The organism is Methylicorpusculum sp., from assembly GCF_030651835.1.
Classification (GTDB): domain Bacteria; phylum Pseudomonadota; class Gammaproteobacteria; order Methylococcales; family Methylomonadaceae; genus Methylicorpusculum.
Map to the genome: position 1 here is coordinate 1 of NZ_JAUSBX010000010.1, position 15,820 is coordinate 15,820.

The 15,820-nt window shown below is 48.7% G+C and carries 12 protein-coding genes; 8 read left to right on the forward strand and 4 right to left on the reverse strand.

Annotated features, from left to right (window positions below):
* Window positions 1–495 precede the first annotated feature (495 nt).
* The 3 genes from Q7V32_RS01095 to Q7V32_RS01105 all read left to right on the forward strand — a co-directional run bounded on the left by Q7V32_RS01095 (window position 496) and on the right by Q7V32_RS01105 (window position 5,176).
* Window positions 496–1,398, forward strand: coding sequence for a response regulator (locus Q7V32_RS01095; RefSeq protein WP_304895147.1), 903 nt, complete (start codon window positions 496–498; stop codon window positions 1,396–1,398).
* Window positions 1,399–1,533: 135 nt separating this feature from the next.
* Window positions 1,534–4,746, forward strand: coding sequence for a PAS domain S-box protein (locus tag Q7V32_RS01100; protein WP_304895148.1), 3,213 nt, complete (start codon window positions 1,534–1,536; stop codon window positions 4,744–4,746).
* 46 nt (window positions 4,747–4,792) lie between these two features.
* Complete coding sequence (locus Q7V32_RS01105; protein ID WP_304895149.1) at window positions 4,793–5,176, forward strand: hypothetical protein; 384 nt, start codon at window positions 4,793–4,795, stop codon at window positions 5,174–5,176.
* Here the strand turns inward: Q7V32_RS01105 and Q7V32_RS01110 are convergent.
* From Q7V32_RS01110 to Q7V32_RS01125, 4 genes are all read right to left on the reverse strand, one after another.
* Window positions 5,173–5,700 (reverse strand): transposase, encoded by a 528-nt coding sequence (locus Q7V32_RS01110; RefSeq protein ID WP_304895150.1) that lies wholly within the window; start codon window positions 5,698–5,700, stop codon window positions 5,173–5,175. The two genes, Q7V32_RS01105 and Q7V32_RS01110, sit on opposite strands and share 4 nt — an antisense overlap.
* A 233-nt stretch (window positions 5,701–5,933) precedes the next feature.
* Window positions 5,934–6,716, reverse strand: a complete 783-nt coding sequence (locus Q7V32_RS01115) for a hypothetical protein (protein ID WP_304895151.1) — start codon at window positions 6,714–6,716, stop codon at window positions 5,934–5,936.
* Window positions 6,717–6,974: 258 nt separating this feature from the next.
* The gene (locus Q7V32_RS01120; RefSeq protein WP_304895152.1) at window positions 6,975–7,238 is read right to left on the reverse strand and encodes a hypothetical protein; all 264 of its coding nucleotides are present in this window, start codon (window positions 7,236–7,238) and stop codon (window positions 6,975–6,977) included.
* Between the two features lie 289 nt (window positions 7,239–7,527).
* On the reverse strand, window positions 7,528–8,724 hold the full coding sequence (locus Q7V32_RS01125) for a response regulator transcription factor (protein WP_304895153.1): 1,197 nt from the start codon (window positions 8,722–8,724) through the stop codon (window positions 7,528–7,530).
* Window positions 8,725–9,131: 407 nt separating this feature from the next.
* Here Q7V32_RS01125 and Q7V32_RS01130 point away from each other — a divergent pair, with 407 nt between their 5' ends.
* The 5 genes from Q7V32_RS01130 to Q7V32_RS01150 all read left to right on the forward strand — a co-directional run bounded on the left by Q7V32_RS01130 (window position 9,132) and on the right by Q7V32_RS01150 (window position 15,652).
* Window positions 9,132–9,884: a protein-L-isoaspartate(D-aspartate) O-methyltransferase gene (locus tag Q7V32_RS01130; protein ID WP_370691395.1), complete on the forward strand. Its 753-nt coding sequence runs from the start codon at window positions 9,132–9,134 to the stop codon at window positions 9,882–9,884.
* Complete coding sequence (locus Q7V32_RS01135) at window positions 9,885–12,332, forward strand: SAM-dependent methyltransferase (RefSeq protein WP_304895154.1); 2,448 nt, start codon at window positions 9,885–9,887, stop codon at window positions 12,330–12,332.
* Between the two features lie 153 nt (window positions 12,333–12,485).
* Entirely contained in the window at window positions 12,486–13,532 is a 1,047-nt protein-coding gene (locus Q7V32_RS01140; RefSeq protein ID WP_304895155.1) for a TIGR03790 family protein, read from the forward strand.
* A 290-nt stretch (window positions 13,533–13,822) separates the two neighbouring features.
* Entirely contained in the window at window positions 13,823–14,278 is a 456-nt protein-coding gene (locus Q7V32_RS01145) for a CopD family protein (protein WP_304895156.1), read from the forward strand.
* Window positions 14,279–14,332: 54 nt separating this feature from the next.
* On the forward strand, window positions 14,333–15,652 hold the full coding sequence (locus tag Q7V32_RS01150; RefSeq protein WP_304895157.1) for a PepSY domain-containing protein: 1,320 nt from the start codon (window positions 14,333–14,335) through the stop codon (window positions 15,650–15,652).
* The last annotated feature ends 168 nt before the right edge of the window (window positions 15,653–15,820 follow it).

The following is a 15,820-nucleotide window of genomic DNA, read 5'->3' on the forward strand; positions in this document are numbered from 1 at the left end:
GTTATTGAGAACAATTCTTATTAAATGACAGGCATTCCGAAAATAACTGGTTTTTGATGTGCCCGGAAAATTTTTTGAAAAATAAATCGCCCACTTTGATGCGGAAACTTTGAAAAAACGGCTTTTCCGTTCAGGCACTAAATACGCTTAACTTAAAGGCATTGGCCCACCTCCACTCTCTAATTCCAAGCGGGCGAGTAGTTACAAAGATAGTTTGATTTGAGTTTTTATTACAGGTTAAAGGTAGGGTTAATCGAGAATTATTCGATTGCGCTTCGGCGAACTTTTTAAAGGTAAAAGCTTTCATCCTGAGAGCCGTCGGAGCCTGGGAGGGATTTAAACATCAACGTAGAGGGCATTTATGCTAAAAAATGTATTTTTTTAGCATAAAAACAGCAAGGCTTTATTTGTTAGGGTGTTGCAATTGATGACTATGGACTAAGCTTTGCTTTAATCAAAACCGCTCACCACCAGTATTTACCTGGAAGGATACCTATGACAGCCCAAAAACCTATGATACTGGTTGTTGACGATGAAGAAATTTGTCTTGCCCAGATAAGCATCTATTTGAAGGAACTTGACTATAAAATTGTTACTGCAAGTAACGGGCAGGATGCCCTGGATCTTCTAAACAGTGATCCTCATGCATATGGCTTGGTCATTCTGGATAAATTCATGGAGGGAATGAACGGAATTGAAGTGTTAAAGCAGATCAAAGACGATCCCGATTTACGGATTTTACCGGTCATTATGCAAACGGCGGATACCGCGCCCGAGAAAATATTGGAAGGCATTCGTGCCGGTGCCTATTACTACCTGACCAAGCCGTTTTCAGCCGAAAAATTACTTTCAGTCGTTGATAATGCCTTGAGTCTTTACCGGGACACGCGGCTTGCAAGAGAAGAGTTGATTAATCTGAAAGAGAGTTTACATCGGGTCAATGAACTTTCGTTCAGTTTTCGTAACCGTCAAGAAGCGCGCGAGATGACGGCTTTTCTGTCCTGTGCCGGTAACCTGAATATGGCTCAGGAAATGGGCTTGATGGAATTGCTGCTAAACGCCATAGAACACGGTAATCTTGCCATCACATATGATGAAAAGACTCAACTGATCAGAGACAACCAATTGGAGACAGAGATCAATCGGCGCCTTAATCTTCCCGAATATGCGGACAAAACCGTTACAGTCAAATTTAAACGCAACAGCAGTAACCTGACGTTCATCATTTCCGATCAAGGCTCGGGTTTTGATTGGGAGCCTTATCTGGATATGCAACTTGAGCGTATCAATGACAATCACGGACGCGGTATCGCGATGGCTAAAAACATGTCGTTTAATGAATTGCTGTATCAAGGTGACGGTAATGTTGTTCATGCCATCATTGTGACCCATCAATAACCGGTTTTGTCGGCTTTTTAGTCTGAATGTGCCGTTTTTCTGTGTCGCGTCTATACCCCTCGTCTATTCAAAAGGGCGGCTTATGTTGACCTCTATAACCATTTCATGACAGCTTGAAAGTTGTCACCGAGAGAAATGAACACACTTGAAACTCACTCCGCTGACATGTGTTACCGGACCTGGATTGATCAAGCGTCTCCGGATGCGATGTTTATCCACGATTACGAAGGTAACTTCGTCGATGTCAACCGCAGGGCATGCGAGAGTGTCGGTTACTCGAAAGAGGAGTTGCTGACCATGAATGTCTGCGATCTTGAACAAGATTTTGATCTGCAGAGTGCCCAAGCCGAATGGAACCGTATTATAAGCGGCGAAAACAAGAGATTAGTGGGACGGCATCGGCATAAGGACGGCAGTTTGTTTTCGGTGGAAATCAATTTTGGTTTACTGTTTTTTGAGGACCAGCGACTCTTCGTTGTGCTGGTCAGAGATATTAGTGAGAGAGTGGCCGCCGAGGCCGCACTCAGAGAAAGTGAAGCGAAGCTTTCCCTGTTTATCGAATGTGCACCGGCTTCGCTGGCCATGTTCGATCAAAATATGTGTTATATCGCCGCCAGTCAGCGCTGGATCGATGATTTTTTAATCGAGAGCGGCGATATCATTGGTCGATGCCACTATGAGCTGTTCCCGGAAATTTCCAGTCAATGGAAAGATGCGCACCAAAAAGGCCTGGCAGGTGAGGTGGTGCGTGCCGATAACGATTGCTTTGTGCGTATGGACGGCAGTCGCCAATGGTTACGCTGGGAAGTCAGGCCCTGGATGAAGAGTAATGGTAGCGTAGGCGGTATCGTTATCTTGTCCGAAGACATTTCCGGGCGTGTGCTTGCCGAGCAGGCCTTGATAGCGAGCGAGAAGCGTTTTCAGGATATTGCGCAGGCTTCTGCCGACTGGATATGGGAAGTGGATGACCATTGCCGTTACACGTTTGTTTCGGAGTCGGTCAGGGCGGTATTGGGTTACGTCCCCGAAGAGCTAATTGGCCGTACAGCTTTCGATTTTTTTCCGGCTGAAGATGCCGCGCGATTGGGCAAGGAGTTTGCCGCCATTGCCGCATGCCGTTCGCCCGTTCGTGATCTGAAAATTATCATCATCCACAAGGACGGCAGTCTGCGCCACATGCAGACCAATGCGGTACCGATTCTGGGCCGGAATGGCAACTTACTGGGCTATCGCGGACTGGATAGGGACGTTACCGAAAAGATAAGACTGAATGAAGAACTTGAACAGCACCGCTATCATCTTGAAGAATTGGTAAAACGGCGTACCGCGGAATTGGTGCAGGCCAAAGCCGAGGCGGAAGCCGCCAACATTGCCAAGAGCGCCTTTCTGTCCAATATGAGCCATGAGATACGGACGCCGATGAATGCGGTACTGGGTTTCAGTTATCTGTTACAACAATTGCCGCTGGGCGACGAAGCCCGGAAACTGGTTAGAAAAATTCAGGATTCCGGAAATATTTTGCTGGCAATCATCAACGATATCCTCGATTTTTCCAAAGTCGAAGCCGGGTGCCTGAAAATTGAAAACGCACCATTTTTCTTGTCCGATGTACTGGGTCATCTTGCCTCGTTGATGTCCGCCTCAGCCAGTAAAAAGAATCTGGAATTGATCCTTGTTCCTCCCCTTGATGCCGATGCGGTAATAGGCGATTGTCTGCGTCTGGAGCAGGTGCTGGTCAATCTGGTTAATAATGCGATTAAATTTACCGATGAGGGCGAAGTTGAATTGCGTGTCAGCCTGGAGCAACAAAGAGAGGATCAGCTCAGCTTACGGTTTTCGGTGCGCGACACCGGTATCGGCATATCGAAAGACCAGCAGGAACTCATTTTTACGGAATTCATGCAGGCCGATAATTCCATCAGCCGACGATTTGGCGGTACCGGCCTTGGGTTGGCGATCAGCCGAAAACTGGTGAATTTAATGGGTGGAGAACTTCAACTCACCAGCCAACTCGGTGAGGGCAGTGAGTTTTGGTTCGAACTGACTCTGCCGCGTGATCCCGATCTGGAGCAATTCTCTCCGCCATTAGCCGGTCTTCGCCTATTGGTGACCGATGATAATAAACCGGCACGCGCAGCCCTGATGCTTGCCGCTCAAGGTTTGGGCTGGCATGCCGATGCGGCTGACTGCGGCGAATCGGCCATTTTACAGATAGTGGAAAGCATTAATAACCATAACCTCTATGATGTGGTGTTGATCGACTGGAATATGCCGGGACTGGATAGTCTGGTGACGGCAGAATCCATCATCAGGGCTGTACCGGAAAATAATACATTACCGGTTCTATTGATGGTGACATCATACTCAACTGACGAATTGCTTGCTCAGCCGGGTATTGCTATCGCGGAGGGCATACTGAATAAACCGGTGACTTCTTCGATGCTTTATAACGCGGTGACCACTGCCTTTCAAAAGCGTCAACAGGCCGATTTACCTGAGCCAATGACGCCAGTTAAAACCTGTGGCCGCAGTATTTCCGGCATCAGGGTGCTGGTGGTCGACGACTGCGAGATTAACCGTGAAGTGACGCAGAGGATACTTCAAACTGAAGGCGCAGTCGTGAGTTTGGCGCTCGATGGTCAGGATGCGCTGGAGTGGTTGGCTCAATATGGCGATGCTGTGGATATTGTTTTAATGGATATTCAAATGCCGAGGATGGATGGTTATTCTGCCGCTCGCCGGATTAGAGAGAATCCTAGCTGGGCTAATCTGCCGGTATTGGCTCTGACCGCGGGCGCATTTCAGAATCTGCAGGATGCCGCATTTGAGGCAGGTATGAATGATTTCATCGCCAAGCCTTTTAATATCCCCCATTTATTGGCGCAGATTCAGCACTGGACAGGTTGCAAAATCAACGCTTTAAGCCCGGCACAAAACGATAGCCCGCCCGATGAAGAACCTTTAAACCGACAGAACCCGAAGCCGGATGACGAACCGATCAGCGAAATGCTTGATTTGCCCGGAATCGATATTGAAGCGGGGCTTAAAACATGGCGACAAATCGACGCTTACCAAAAATACCTGTTGCTCTTTATCGATCAGTATCACGATGCCGGTCACCAAATCGCCGAGACAGTGCAGCGGAGCGAACTCGATAAAGTGGCCGCACTGGCTCATAGGATCAAAGGTGCCGCGTTCAGTCTGTCTCTGGATGCAGTTGCCGCCCGGTGTCAGGATGTGGAAATGGCGCAGGGCAGTTCAGCCTTATTGATCAGCGCTGCCGCATTACAACAAGCGCTGGATGAAGTCGCCAACAGTGTGTCACTTTGGCTGGAAACCAACGCTTAAACAGCAGGTAGGGCGGTTTCGCGCCAGCAAACCGCCATGGGCCAAGATGCCACCTCGTACAGCAATAACACCTGTCCAAATAAAAACCTCGCCTGGAAAAGTCCGGGCGAGGGTGGTTTTGTCGCTTCGATCTGGTGGATTGCCTGACGGCGAATCCACCCTACAGCTGCCATATGGCCATGTTTTTTCCAGTTGTAGGGCGGTTTCGCGCCAGCAAACCGCCATGGGCCAAAATGCCACCTCGCACAGCAATAACACCTGTCCAAATAAAAACCTCGCCTGGAAAAGTCCGGGCGAGGGTGGGTTTTGTCGCTTCGATCTGGTGGATTGCCTGGCGGCGAATCCACCCTGCAGCCGCCGTATGGCCGAGTTTGTTCCAGTTTGTAGGGCGGTTTCGCGCCAGCAAACCGCCATGGGCCAACTTGATTAATCAGAAACACTGGGCAAAGCGTTAATCTCGCCACACCAATCCGAAGGCAGAACGCCGTCGAGAACATAACGGTGAAATGTCGAATGTGGCCAATCCTGCACGCGTGTGACAAGCCCATGTTTCAATGGATTGACGTGGATATAATCAATATGCTGTTGGTAATCCCGTTCCGTGACAATCGTATGTTCCCAATACCGCCGTTGCCATATGCCCCGTTCCGACCGCTGGCGCCGAGTTGCAGATAAGCGTTCGGTGCGAGGCAACCCTTTGGAAAACAGCAATTTGATCAAACGCCAGCGTACCGGGTAATCGACGGAGTCCGGCGGCAATGTCCAAACGCAATGCAGATGATCGGGCAAGATCACACAAGCATCGATGTGAAATGGATATAAACGCCGGACTCTGCGCACCGAGTCGCGCAGTAAATCGATATGATCCGTCAGCAACGATTGTTGCCGATCCAGCAGGTTGACGGAAAAAAAGTAACAGCCGCCAGCCACAAAATTTCGCCGGTAATTGGACATAACCATTCCACAAAATAAAAATCATAGCAGAATGAAAAGCGTAGGGCGGTTTCGCGCCAGCAAACCGCCATGGCCCAAAATGCCACCTAACCGGCCAGCAATAAACACCTGTCCAAATAAAAAACCCTCGCCTGGAAAAGTCCGGGCGAGGGTTAGTTGTGTCGCTTCGATCTGGTGGATTGCCTGTCGGCGAATCCACCCTACAGCCGCCGTATGGCCGTAGGGTCAGAAACTCAATCGAGTGGGCAGCTGTCTTCGATACGTACGCCAGAGTAATTGACATCCGGGTGTTCATCACTCAGCAAATCGCCGACTCTGTTGAAAGCATCTCCGCCATAATACTGGGGTGATTGAAGTACTTCTAACAATGTGGGATCTGTTACTGCACCATCAGTTTTACCCTTTTTGGTCAGTTGGGGAGCTGCACCAAATCTTTCGCTGTAAAGGGTATCAGGGCTAATTCCGGTCGCATCCCAAGAGTCCAGGTGATGAGGTTGTCTCCAATAACCAGGAGAGCACCATTGCGCTACCTTTTCAGTATTCCAGCAGAAGGTCAGGTTACTGAGACCGGCCGGCTTGCCACTTGCATTAGGAGGTGACGCCAGACCTGAGTCGCTATTAACTTGGGGATCATAGACATAGACATTGGCATCATCACTACCCTTGACAATCGCTGCGCCAATGCCGAAAGTTGAGCTAAAATTTACATAAGTCCCATCTGTATTGACAGTCAGCCCCAATGGAAATGCTGTGTCAAATGTTCCATCTTTATCATCATAATTTACTCTTGCACTGGAAAATTCATAATAATCAGGATCATTAAAAAATGCCGTTCCAACCTCTTCACAAGTCCGGTTACCTCCTGGGTTTGCACCATCAATAATATATGGCGTTACACCACCATCCGAAACTGGAGTGCTGGCAGTTCCTTCCGCAAATGCAGGGCTGCCAAGTCCCAGCGTAATGATCGACGCGAATAGCGCGATCGCTATTTTGTTTTGTTTAAACGTTTTCATGACAACCTCCTAAAGGTTTCATTGGAAATCCCTTTTCCTTTTTATAAATGGGATGGCGTTCAGTAATATCCAACGTCATCCTAACCGTAATGGTTGATCAACTGTTAGCTGACCAACCGTTCAAAAGACTACGGTCATATAATTTCAAATTTTCACAACAAAACCTATTCCCCAAATGGGTACCCCGGCCCGATTGGTTGTGTTTAAGTCAGGATGTGCGGTTTTGGCTGTCGCCGCGCCGCGAACTTGTTCTCACCGTTATCCAGCAGGTAGGGCGGTTTCGCGGCAGCAAACCGCCATGGCCGAAGTATCACCTAATCGGGAAAATAAGCCGCCGCGAAATAAAAATCCCTTGCCTGGAAAAGTCCGGGCGTGGGTGGGTTTTGTCGCTTCGAATTGGTGGATTGCCTGGCGGCGAATCCACCCTACCGCCGCCATATGGCCGAAGTTGTAGGGCGGTTTCGCGCCAGCAAACCGCCATGGCCGAAGTATCACCTGATCGGGAAAATAAACCAGCCTCAAAATAAAAGCGCCTTGTTCGGGAAGGTCCGGTGGAGTGTTGGTTTGGCTGGCTCCGATGTTGGCGGATTGCTATCGCGAATCCGCCCTACGTTTTCACTCACTGTGTTCCAGCAGGTAGGGCGGTTTCGCGCCAGCAAACCGCCAAGGCCGAAGTATCACCTGATCGGGAAAATAAGCCAGCCTCAAAATAAATGCGCCTTGTTTGGAAGGGTCCGGGCGAGGGTCGGTTGTGTCGCTTCGATCTGGTGGATTGCTTGGCGGTGAATCCACCCTACAGTCGCTTCAGCTCTTACGGTAAAGGCTCGATGATCGGTGAACTGCTATAAATGGCTGCCAATTGACTGCGGGTATGCACGCCGGATTTCTCGAAGATGCTTTTTAGATGTTTTTTGATGGTTTCCGGACTGACATCCAGCGACTTGGCTATCTCTTTGTTGGTAAGTCCTTGGGCCACCTGTTGGGTAATGCTGATTTCACGCTGTGTCAGCAATGAGGCGTTGATCATGCCGGGTAAATTAAAATGTGGATGACTTTTAAGCAGCTTACTTTGTGTTGAAAAGTGCGAAATGATCTGACTCATCAAGTGGTGTGGAAGCCAGAGCTCGCCCTGATGTACCGTTCTGATCGCCTTTATAAACAAATCCGGTCTGGCATTGGTTTTGATAATACCGGAGATGCCGAACTCTACAATTTCTTTCATCAGGCAGGGACGTTCATCATTGTAAAGCAGGATAATTTTTACTGTTGCATCGGTCTGCCTGATCACCCGTAGCCATTCGGTCAAAGCGCCATTGGTAAACGCCGTGTAGACCAGTAACAAATCGGGATGTAATGACGCCAGTTTTTGGGGGATCATCCCCATATCTTTAAAGCCGGTGCTATCGACATTCAAGGTGGGTATGTCGCTGAACTGAGCTGCCAGTTTGTTAATCTGCTTGTCACGTTCCGAAACGATGGACAGATGAATGACGGTATCATCCGGCTCCAGCGTCCCGGCTGCTGCGCTGTCCACTATTGGCATTAAGCGGATAGATTTGCGCCGTTCAAAATGCCTGCGTTCCAGGGTTGTAGCGAAAGACTCGGAGATAGCCGTCTGTAGCGGTCGGCGCTGAGCATCCAGTGCGCTAGCCATAGTCAGCAAGCCCCTCAGTTTCAGCGAGCCCATATTGGATCGTCTACCCCGGTTGTGCAGGTCATTGAGGCAAATGACCGGAATGGTTGTCTCTTTGTTTATTAAACGAAGATTTTTATTGAGTTGACAGCAGGCGCCCTGACAGTTGACGACGACAAGCAGGGCTAAATGCTCTGGCATCGTGTTATCAAGCACTGAAAAAAGCGGCATGCTGACGGTGTGGTAGCCTTTTTCAGCGAGCTGGGCGGCAAGTTGAGTGGCCTCTGTTGTGCTGTCGGTAATGATCAGTATGCTTTCCTGGATGTCGGATGACGCATGAACAGGCTGTAATTCGGCATAAGAATTCAGGGTCATCTGGTCGGCTTCTCGTAGATAAGGAATAGTGGTAAATTTCTGCCAAAAAAGACAAGGATTAATAACATGGTTTTCAAAAACAACAAAGCTTTTTGAGTATAAATTGAGATTGCCAACCCCTCTCAATCAGGGAGTTGATGATTGGATCAGCCGTTCAGTTTTATGACGCGTTTTATCAATAACGCTACAGACTAAAAGGATTTTGTCGTACCCATCGGATTTTTGTATGATGTTTGCCTCAAAGCAGTAACTGATTTTTTTTCTCCTTGAATGAGTGCAGATTACTATCAACCCTCACTCATTCTTTTCACGGATGGATTTTTATACCACGATCATTAGTGTACTAAATCTCATCCAAGTGACCGCTGTTCAAGACAGAAGTCGCTAAAGTCCGGAGGATAAAACGTATGAAAAACAAAAGTCATTTTGTAATGTCCCCTTTAATAATGGCGGGCTTGATACTGGCTTGCCTGATGCGGTCGGTATTGGCCGAAGAAGCGGAATATACGAAGCAGCGTCAACGCCTGGTCGACTTGATCGAGGTGGATGTCAGGTTAACCGGCCAATTTCTAGGCAAAGACGTCCTGGATGAACATGTTCTGCAGGCACTGCGTAAAGTGCCACGGCATGAGTTTGTGCCGGAGAATTTGAGGCCTTATGCGTATCAGAATAAACCCTTGCCAATAGGCCATGGGCAGACGATTTCCCAGCCTTATATCGTTGCGATTATGACGGATTTGCTGGGGCTGACCCAAAATAGCCGGGTTCTGGAAATCGGAACCGGTTCTGCCTATCAGGCGGCTGTACTTGCCGAAGTGGCGGGTAATGTCTACAGCATTGAAATTATCGAAGCGTTAGGCCAAAAAGCGGCCGGACTCCTAAAAAGTTTGGGGTACGAGGCCGTTCAGACCCGTGTGGGTGACGGATATTACGGTTGGGAGGCAGCTGCACCATTCGATGCGATCATCGTGACGGCTTCCGCAAGTCATATACCGCCGCCGCTGATCAAGCAATTAAAGCCGGGGGGACGAATGATCATTCCAGTCGGCAGCCGTTTTACCGTTCAGCATTTGATTTTGGTCTCAAAAGACCAGGACAACAAAGTGACTACCCGGCAAATATTACCGGTTTCATTTGTTCCGTTAACGGGGCAACATTAAATGGTGAAAGCAAAACCGGCTTATTCATTATTGCTGGCTGTTTTTATCACCTCAGCCTGTTCGTTGGCGTATGAGGTGTTGTTGATCCGGTTGTTTTCAATTATCCAATGGCATCATTTTGCCTATTTGATCATCAGTCTGGCCTTATTAGGTTACGGTGTCAGCGGGGTATTTTTGGCCTTTAACCGAGCGCGTCTGACCGCTGTTTATCCGCGGGCCATTTTTGCAAATCTGGTTTTGTTCGCCTTATCGGTGCCCGGCTGTTTTTGGATCTCTCAGCAAATTCCGTTCAATTCGGTGCAGATTCTATGGTCGATTCAACAGTTCTGGTTTATGTGCGCGCTTTATGTGTTGCTGGCGCTGCCGTTTTTTTTCGCCGCAAATGTGATCGGGTTGACGTTTTATCAATATCGACAGGATGCGTCATTAATTTATGCGGCCGATCTTTGTGGAGCGGGTATAGGCAGTTTGAGTATCATCGGTGCGCTGTTCGTACTGTTACCGGACAAAATATTGTTCGTATTGGCCGGTTTCGGGCTGAGCGCAGCAATGCTGGTGATGGCATTGGCTTTTCGCGGGGCGTTTGGTAAAGCAAGCGTATGGATGACGCTGTTTATGCTGGTCGCGCTCAGCGCCTTCGGGTTGTTAAGCGATATGTCGTTGACTGTCTCGCCTTATAAAGACTTGAATCAATTGTTGAGAATACCCGGTACCCGTGTTGTTGAGCAGTATTCCAGTCCGTTAGGTTTGCTTAGCGTGGTTGAGAGTACGCAAATGCCTTTGCGCCATGCGCCGGGACTGAGTCTAAATGCCGATTCAGAACCTCCGCCGCAGCTGGGTGTGTTTACCGATGCCGATAATATGTCGGCTATCACGCAATATGACGGCAATCCTGAAACAATAAGCCATCTGGATCAGACCACGTCGGCCTTGCCCTACCATTTACAAAAACTGCACCGGGTCCTGATTTTGGGCGCAGGAACCGGCAGCGATGTGTTGCAGGCACGTTACCATGGAATCGAGCACATCGATGCGGTGGAGTTGAATCCGCAAATAGTTGATCTGGTGAAGAAAAAATATGCCGGTTTTGCCGGCCAACTCTACGATCCTGATCATGTCACTGTTCATATTGCCGAAGCAAGAGGCTTTGTTGCAACGTCTAGAGAACAGTTTGATTTGATCGCTATTTCCTTGCTGGATGCTTTTGGTGCCTCGGCTGCGGGACTTTATGCCTTGTCAGAAACATATCTTTATACAGAGCAGGCGATAGCCGAATATTTGCGGCATTTAAAGCCGGGCGGATATCTCGGTTTAACGCGATGGATAAAAGTTCCGCCGCGGGATTTGCCTAAACTGATCGCCACCGTGAAGAAGGCTTTAACCCATCTGAAGGTCAACAATCCGGAACGCAACATCGTGTTGATCCGGAGTTGGCAAACAGGCACGTTACTGGTTAAAAATGGGGCATTTTCCGATTCTGAAATTGCCGAGTTAAAGCATTTTTGCGAAGCGCGCAGTTTCGATACCGATTATTATCCGGGCATCAACGCGACGGAAGTCAACCGCTTCAATATCATGCAGGAACCTTATTACTATCAGGCTGCAACAGCATTATTAGTTGAACAGGGTGAAGATTTCATCGCCGATTACAAATTCAATATTGAGCCATCAACAGACGATCGTCCGTATTTTTTCCATTTTTTTAAATGGCGGACACTGCCTGAAATTTTATCTTTATTGGGTCAAGGCGGTATTTCATTATTGGAAAGTGGCTATTTGCTTTTACTGATCGGTTTGGTGCAGGCCGCTAGTGTCAGTTTGATATTAATTGTTGTGCCGCTTGCGTTGTGGAAACGAAAACTGGGTATTTCGTCCGGCTCGCGTCGACATTTCCGCGTTTTGTCGTATTTTTCATGTTTGGGTCTGGCGTTTTTATTTATCGAAATCGCATTTATTCAGAAATTTATTCTGGTTATGCATCATCCCCTTTATGCGATGACTGTCGTGGTCAGTACATTTTTACTCAGTGCCGGAATTGGCAGTCACTACTCAAAAAAGCTGTCTGAGACCATAGAAAAATCGATGATCATCTGGCCGATAGCCGGTATCTCACTGGTGAGTACACTCTATATTCTGAACTTTGAAGGCATCATCGATTTTCTGTTGCAAATGAACGATCTTACCAAGATCATTTGTTCGGTAGGGCTGATTGCTCCGCTTGGGTTTTGTATGGGCATGCCTTTTCCCATGGGCTTGTCTAGCCTCAGCCGGACCACTCCGGAATTGATCCCCTGGGCTTGGGGTGTGAATGGCTGTGCCTCCGTGGTCAGCGCGATTCTGGCGACGCTGATTGCGATGCAATTCGGTTTTACCGTGCTGGTATTTATGGCCTTGGGTCTATACGGATTGGCCGCGCTCAGTTTTCCTGGTTCGGTCCGCGAGGGTTGAACAGTTCTGTAACCTCACCTGAAAACGGGTACCTTCATTTTTCCGGGTGATGAAGCATATTCATGATCGTTTTGGTAATGGCTATAATCTCTATCTTGGAATACCCTTTCGGTTGGCAGCTTGTTGCGACCGTTAACACCGGAGCGCATTTAAATGAGTAAACTAATCCTGTTATTTGGCGGGTTGCTGATAGCCTGTCTGAGTCTTTCAGCCAATGCGGCACCGCTTAATCCGTTGTTGGCGCCGTTATCGGCTTTAACAGCAAAAGATATTGCGATTATTGCCAATGATGCCGATCCAATGAGCCTGCAAATTGCGGATTATTACCAGCATCGCCGAGGTGTTCCGGCCGATCAGATGATTCACATCCGGTTTAATCCAAAGACCAAGGTGCTCAGCCGACTGGAATTTGCCGTGCAAAAAAAGCGGGTGGATGAAAAGACGCCGGCGCATGTTCAGGCCTTTGTCTTGAGCTGGATGCAGCCTTACCGGGTCGATTGCATGTCGATAACCACCGCTTTTGCGACGGGTTTTGACGAAGCGTTTTGTGCGAAAGGGTGTGAGTTAACGCGCAAAAGTCCTTATTTCAATTCGATCAGTTCTTTACCGTTTCGAGATTATGGCTTAAGGCCCACCATGATGTTGGCCGGAAACAGTTTTGAGGACGTCAAGGCGCTGATAGACCGGGGCATTGCAGCAGACTTTTCCCAGCCGAAAGGTTCGGCCTATTTGTTGAAAACGGCGGATAAGGCGCGCAGTTCCCGCGCCGTCTTTTTTCCCAAGATAGCGGAAGGATTTAAAGGCGTATGGCCGGTTTTTTATATGGAAAAAGAATTTATCAAAGGGCAGGACGACGTCATGTTTTATTTTACCGGATTGACTCAAGTGCCCTACATCAATGAAAACCGATATCCGCCAGGAGCGATTGCCGATCATCTGACGTCTGCCGGCGGCGTTCTTTCCGGCAGTAAACAAATGAACATCCTGGACTGGTTAAAAGCAGGCGCAACAGCCAGTTACGGTGCGGTGGTCGAGCCCTGTAATTTCCCGCCCAAATTTCCGCATCCGGGCGTGTTGATGGCCAACTACCTGCGCGGCAGTTCGTTGATTGAAGCTTACTGGAAAAGTGTCGGCATGCCGGGGCAGGGCGTGTTTGTCGGAGAACCTTTGGCCCGGCCCTTTGCTTATCCGTCCAAATAACGTTCATTTTAACAACCAACAGTCACCGGTCTTTATCCTTTAACAAACAGCATTTCCCAGTTTGATGATACAAAAGGGTAGGCGTAAGCTTTGCGGGGATATTGGCAGCAGGGATGCTACCATCAAGCCCCCAAGGATGGGGCTACGGTGTTCCACTCAAGGCTTACGCCAATCCTCAAAGCCGCATAAGTTCAAACTGAGAATTACTGTTTAGCAAGGCTCAACATCGCTAAGATGAAGGCCGTTCGTTATAATGCAGGCTCATTTATAACAATGTTCCGGAGTTTTACATGTCTTTAGCTATTACTTTGCATCTTCTTGCCACAGTTATCTGGGTGGGCGGCATGTTTTTCGCCTATATGGCGTTGCGCCCTGTTGCCGCCCAGTTGTTAGAAGTGCCCATGCGCTTGACTTTGTGGGCGCAAGTATTCGAACGCTTCTTTCCCTATGTATGGGGTTCCATCATCATTCTTTTATTGACCGGCCTGTGGATCACTTTCTCGGTGCTGGGCGGGATGGGATCAGCCGGTATGCATGTGCATACGATGTTAATGCTGGGTATCATCATGATGCTTATCTTCGGACACATCTATTTTGCCCCCTTCAAACGCCTGAAACAGGCTGTTGAGATGGCTGATTGGGCGATGGGCGGCGCGAAGCTGGGCCAGATCAGATTGCTGATCGGTATTAATCTAAGCCTGGGATTACTGGTCGTTGTGATTGCAACCATGGGCCGTTATTGGTAAGGGTTGATTTGACATCAATGATACGTCTTTAAGAATCAAGAAAAAGCAAGACTCATGCAGCTGATAAAATATCAGGCGACCTTTCGCGCCAAATGGCTTGTGCTACACCGTTATTTGGCCTTGAGCGCCGGGTTGCTGATGGCTATCATCGGCCTCACGGGCAGCGTGTCCCTGTACCGGGATACGCTGGATAAGCTGTTCAATCCGGCGCTCGCCATAGAACATTCGCAGGACAATTATCAATCGCTGGATAACTTGCTGGATGCTGTCAAAAAAGCGCATCCGGATCGTCACGGCGCCTGGACGCTTGAGATGCCGGACGCCTCGCATGACACTGTTACAGCCTGGTTTGAAAAGCCTTATGAAACAACGGGGCAGATTTACGCGCCATTGATGGTGTCTATCAATCCTTACACGGCGGAAGTGGTGGCAAGCCGCCTTTGGGGGCAAACGGCCATGACCTGGCTGCTTGACTGGCACAAACAGTTGGCATGGGATGCGTTGGGTTGGCAGATTGTGGGTGGGGTGGGTCTGCTAATGGTCTTGTCCGTTTTGTCCGGTCTTTATCTGTGGTGGCCGGCCAGAAAACACTTGTTTGCGGTTTTTTCGACTCAACATAACAGCCTGATCAAGTTTGCGTTTGATGCGCATCGTTTGATAGGGCTATTGAGCGCCGTGGCTTTGTTGAGTCTGGCATTGACCGGATTAAATTTGAGTTTTCCGCAAATGCTGGAATCATTAACCGGCTCGACAGGGATGAGTCATGGCGGTAACGGTCCTTTGATTCTGAGTACCGCTGTGCCGAATAATCGGCCGGTAAGATTATCGGAAGCAGCATTCATAGCGAAAGCCCCGTTTCCAAAAGCAGAATTAAGACGGATTACAACGCCCTCCGGTGTTGACGGAACCTTTCAGGTCAACCTTCGGCAGGGCAGTGAAATTAATCAAAAACACCCTTTTACGATGGTATGGATAGACCGATGGAGCGGTCATATCAAGGAAGTGCGCGATCCGGCCAAATTTTCTACCGGTGAAAAGCTGATGGCCTGGATGTGGCCGGTGCATACCGGCGAAGCATTAGGCGCTTCCGGCCGCTTCATCTGGTTTCTTTCCGGAATCAGTCTTGTTCTTTTGTATGTCAGCGGCGTCATGCGCTGGTTACATCGTCACGGTTGGATAAGCGATCAGGCGCTGAATTTCTCGAAACTCAAAACCCATGGCCTAACAATAATGGGGAAGTTGCAACGCGCTCTGTTGATGCTGTGGCGCTTGTTGGGTGAGTTTATTCGTTACGCCAGCCCGATTGTAATAAAAGCACTGACAGCTTTTTCTCGCAAGATAAGTTTGATGTGGGCTGAAAGGCCGCATCGCTAGAGGCTTTGCTGAATGGTAACTACTCGCCCGCTTTGAATTAAGGGTGTAGGTGCTTGATTTCAAAGGACGCATCAATACGTCCCTGTAGCTCTCTGCAACATCCCTGTTGCAGAAGCCTTTTCAATCAACCACCTACACCCACTAAAATTGGAGGGGGTGAGCAGATAC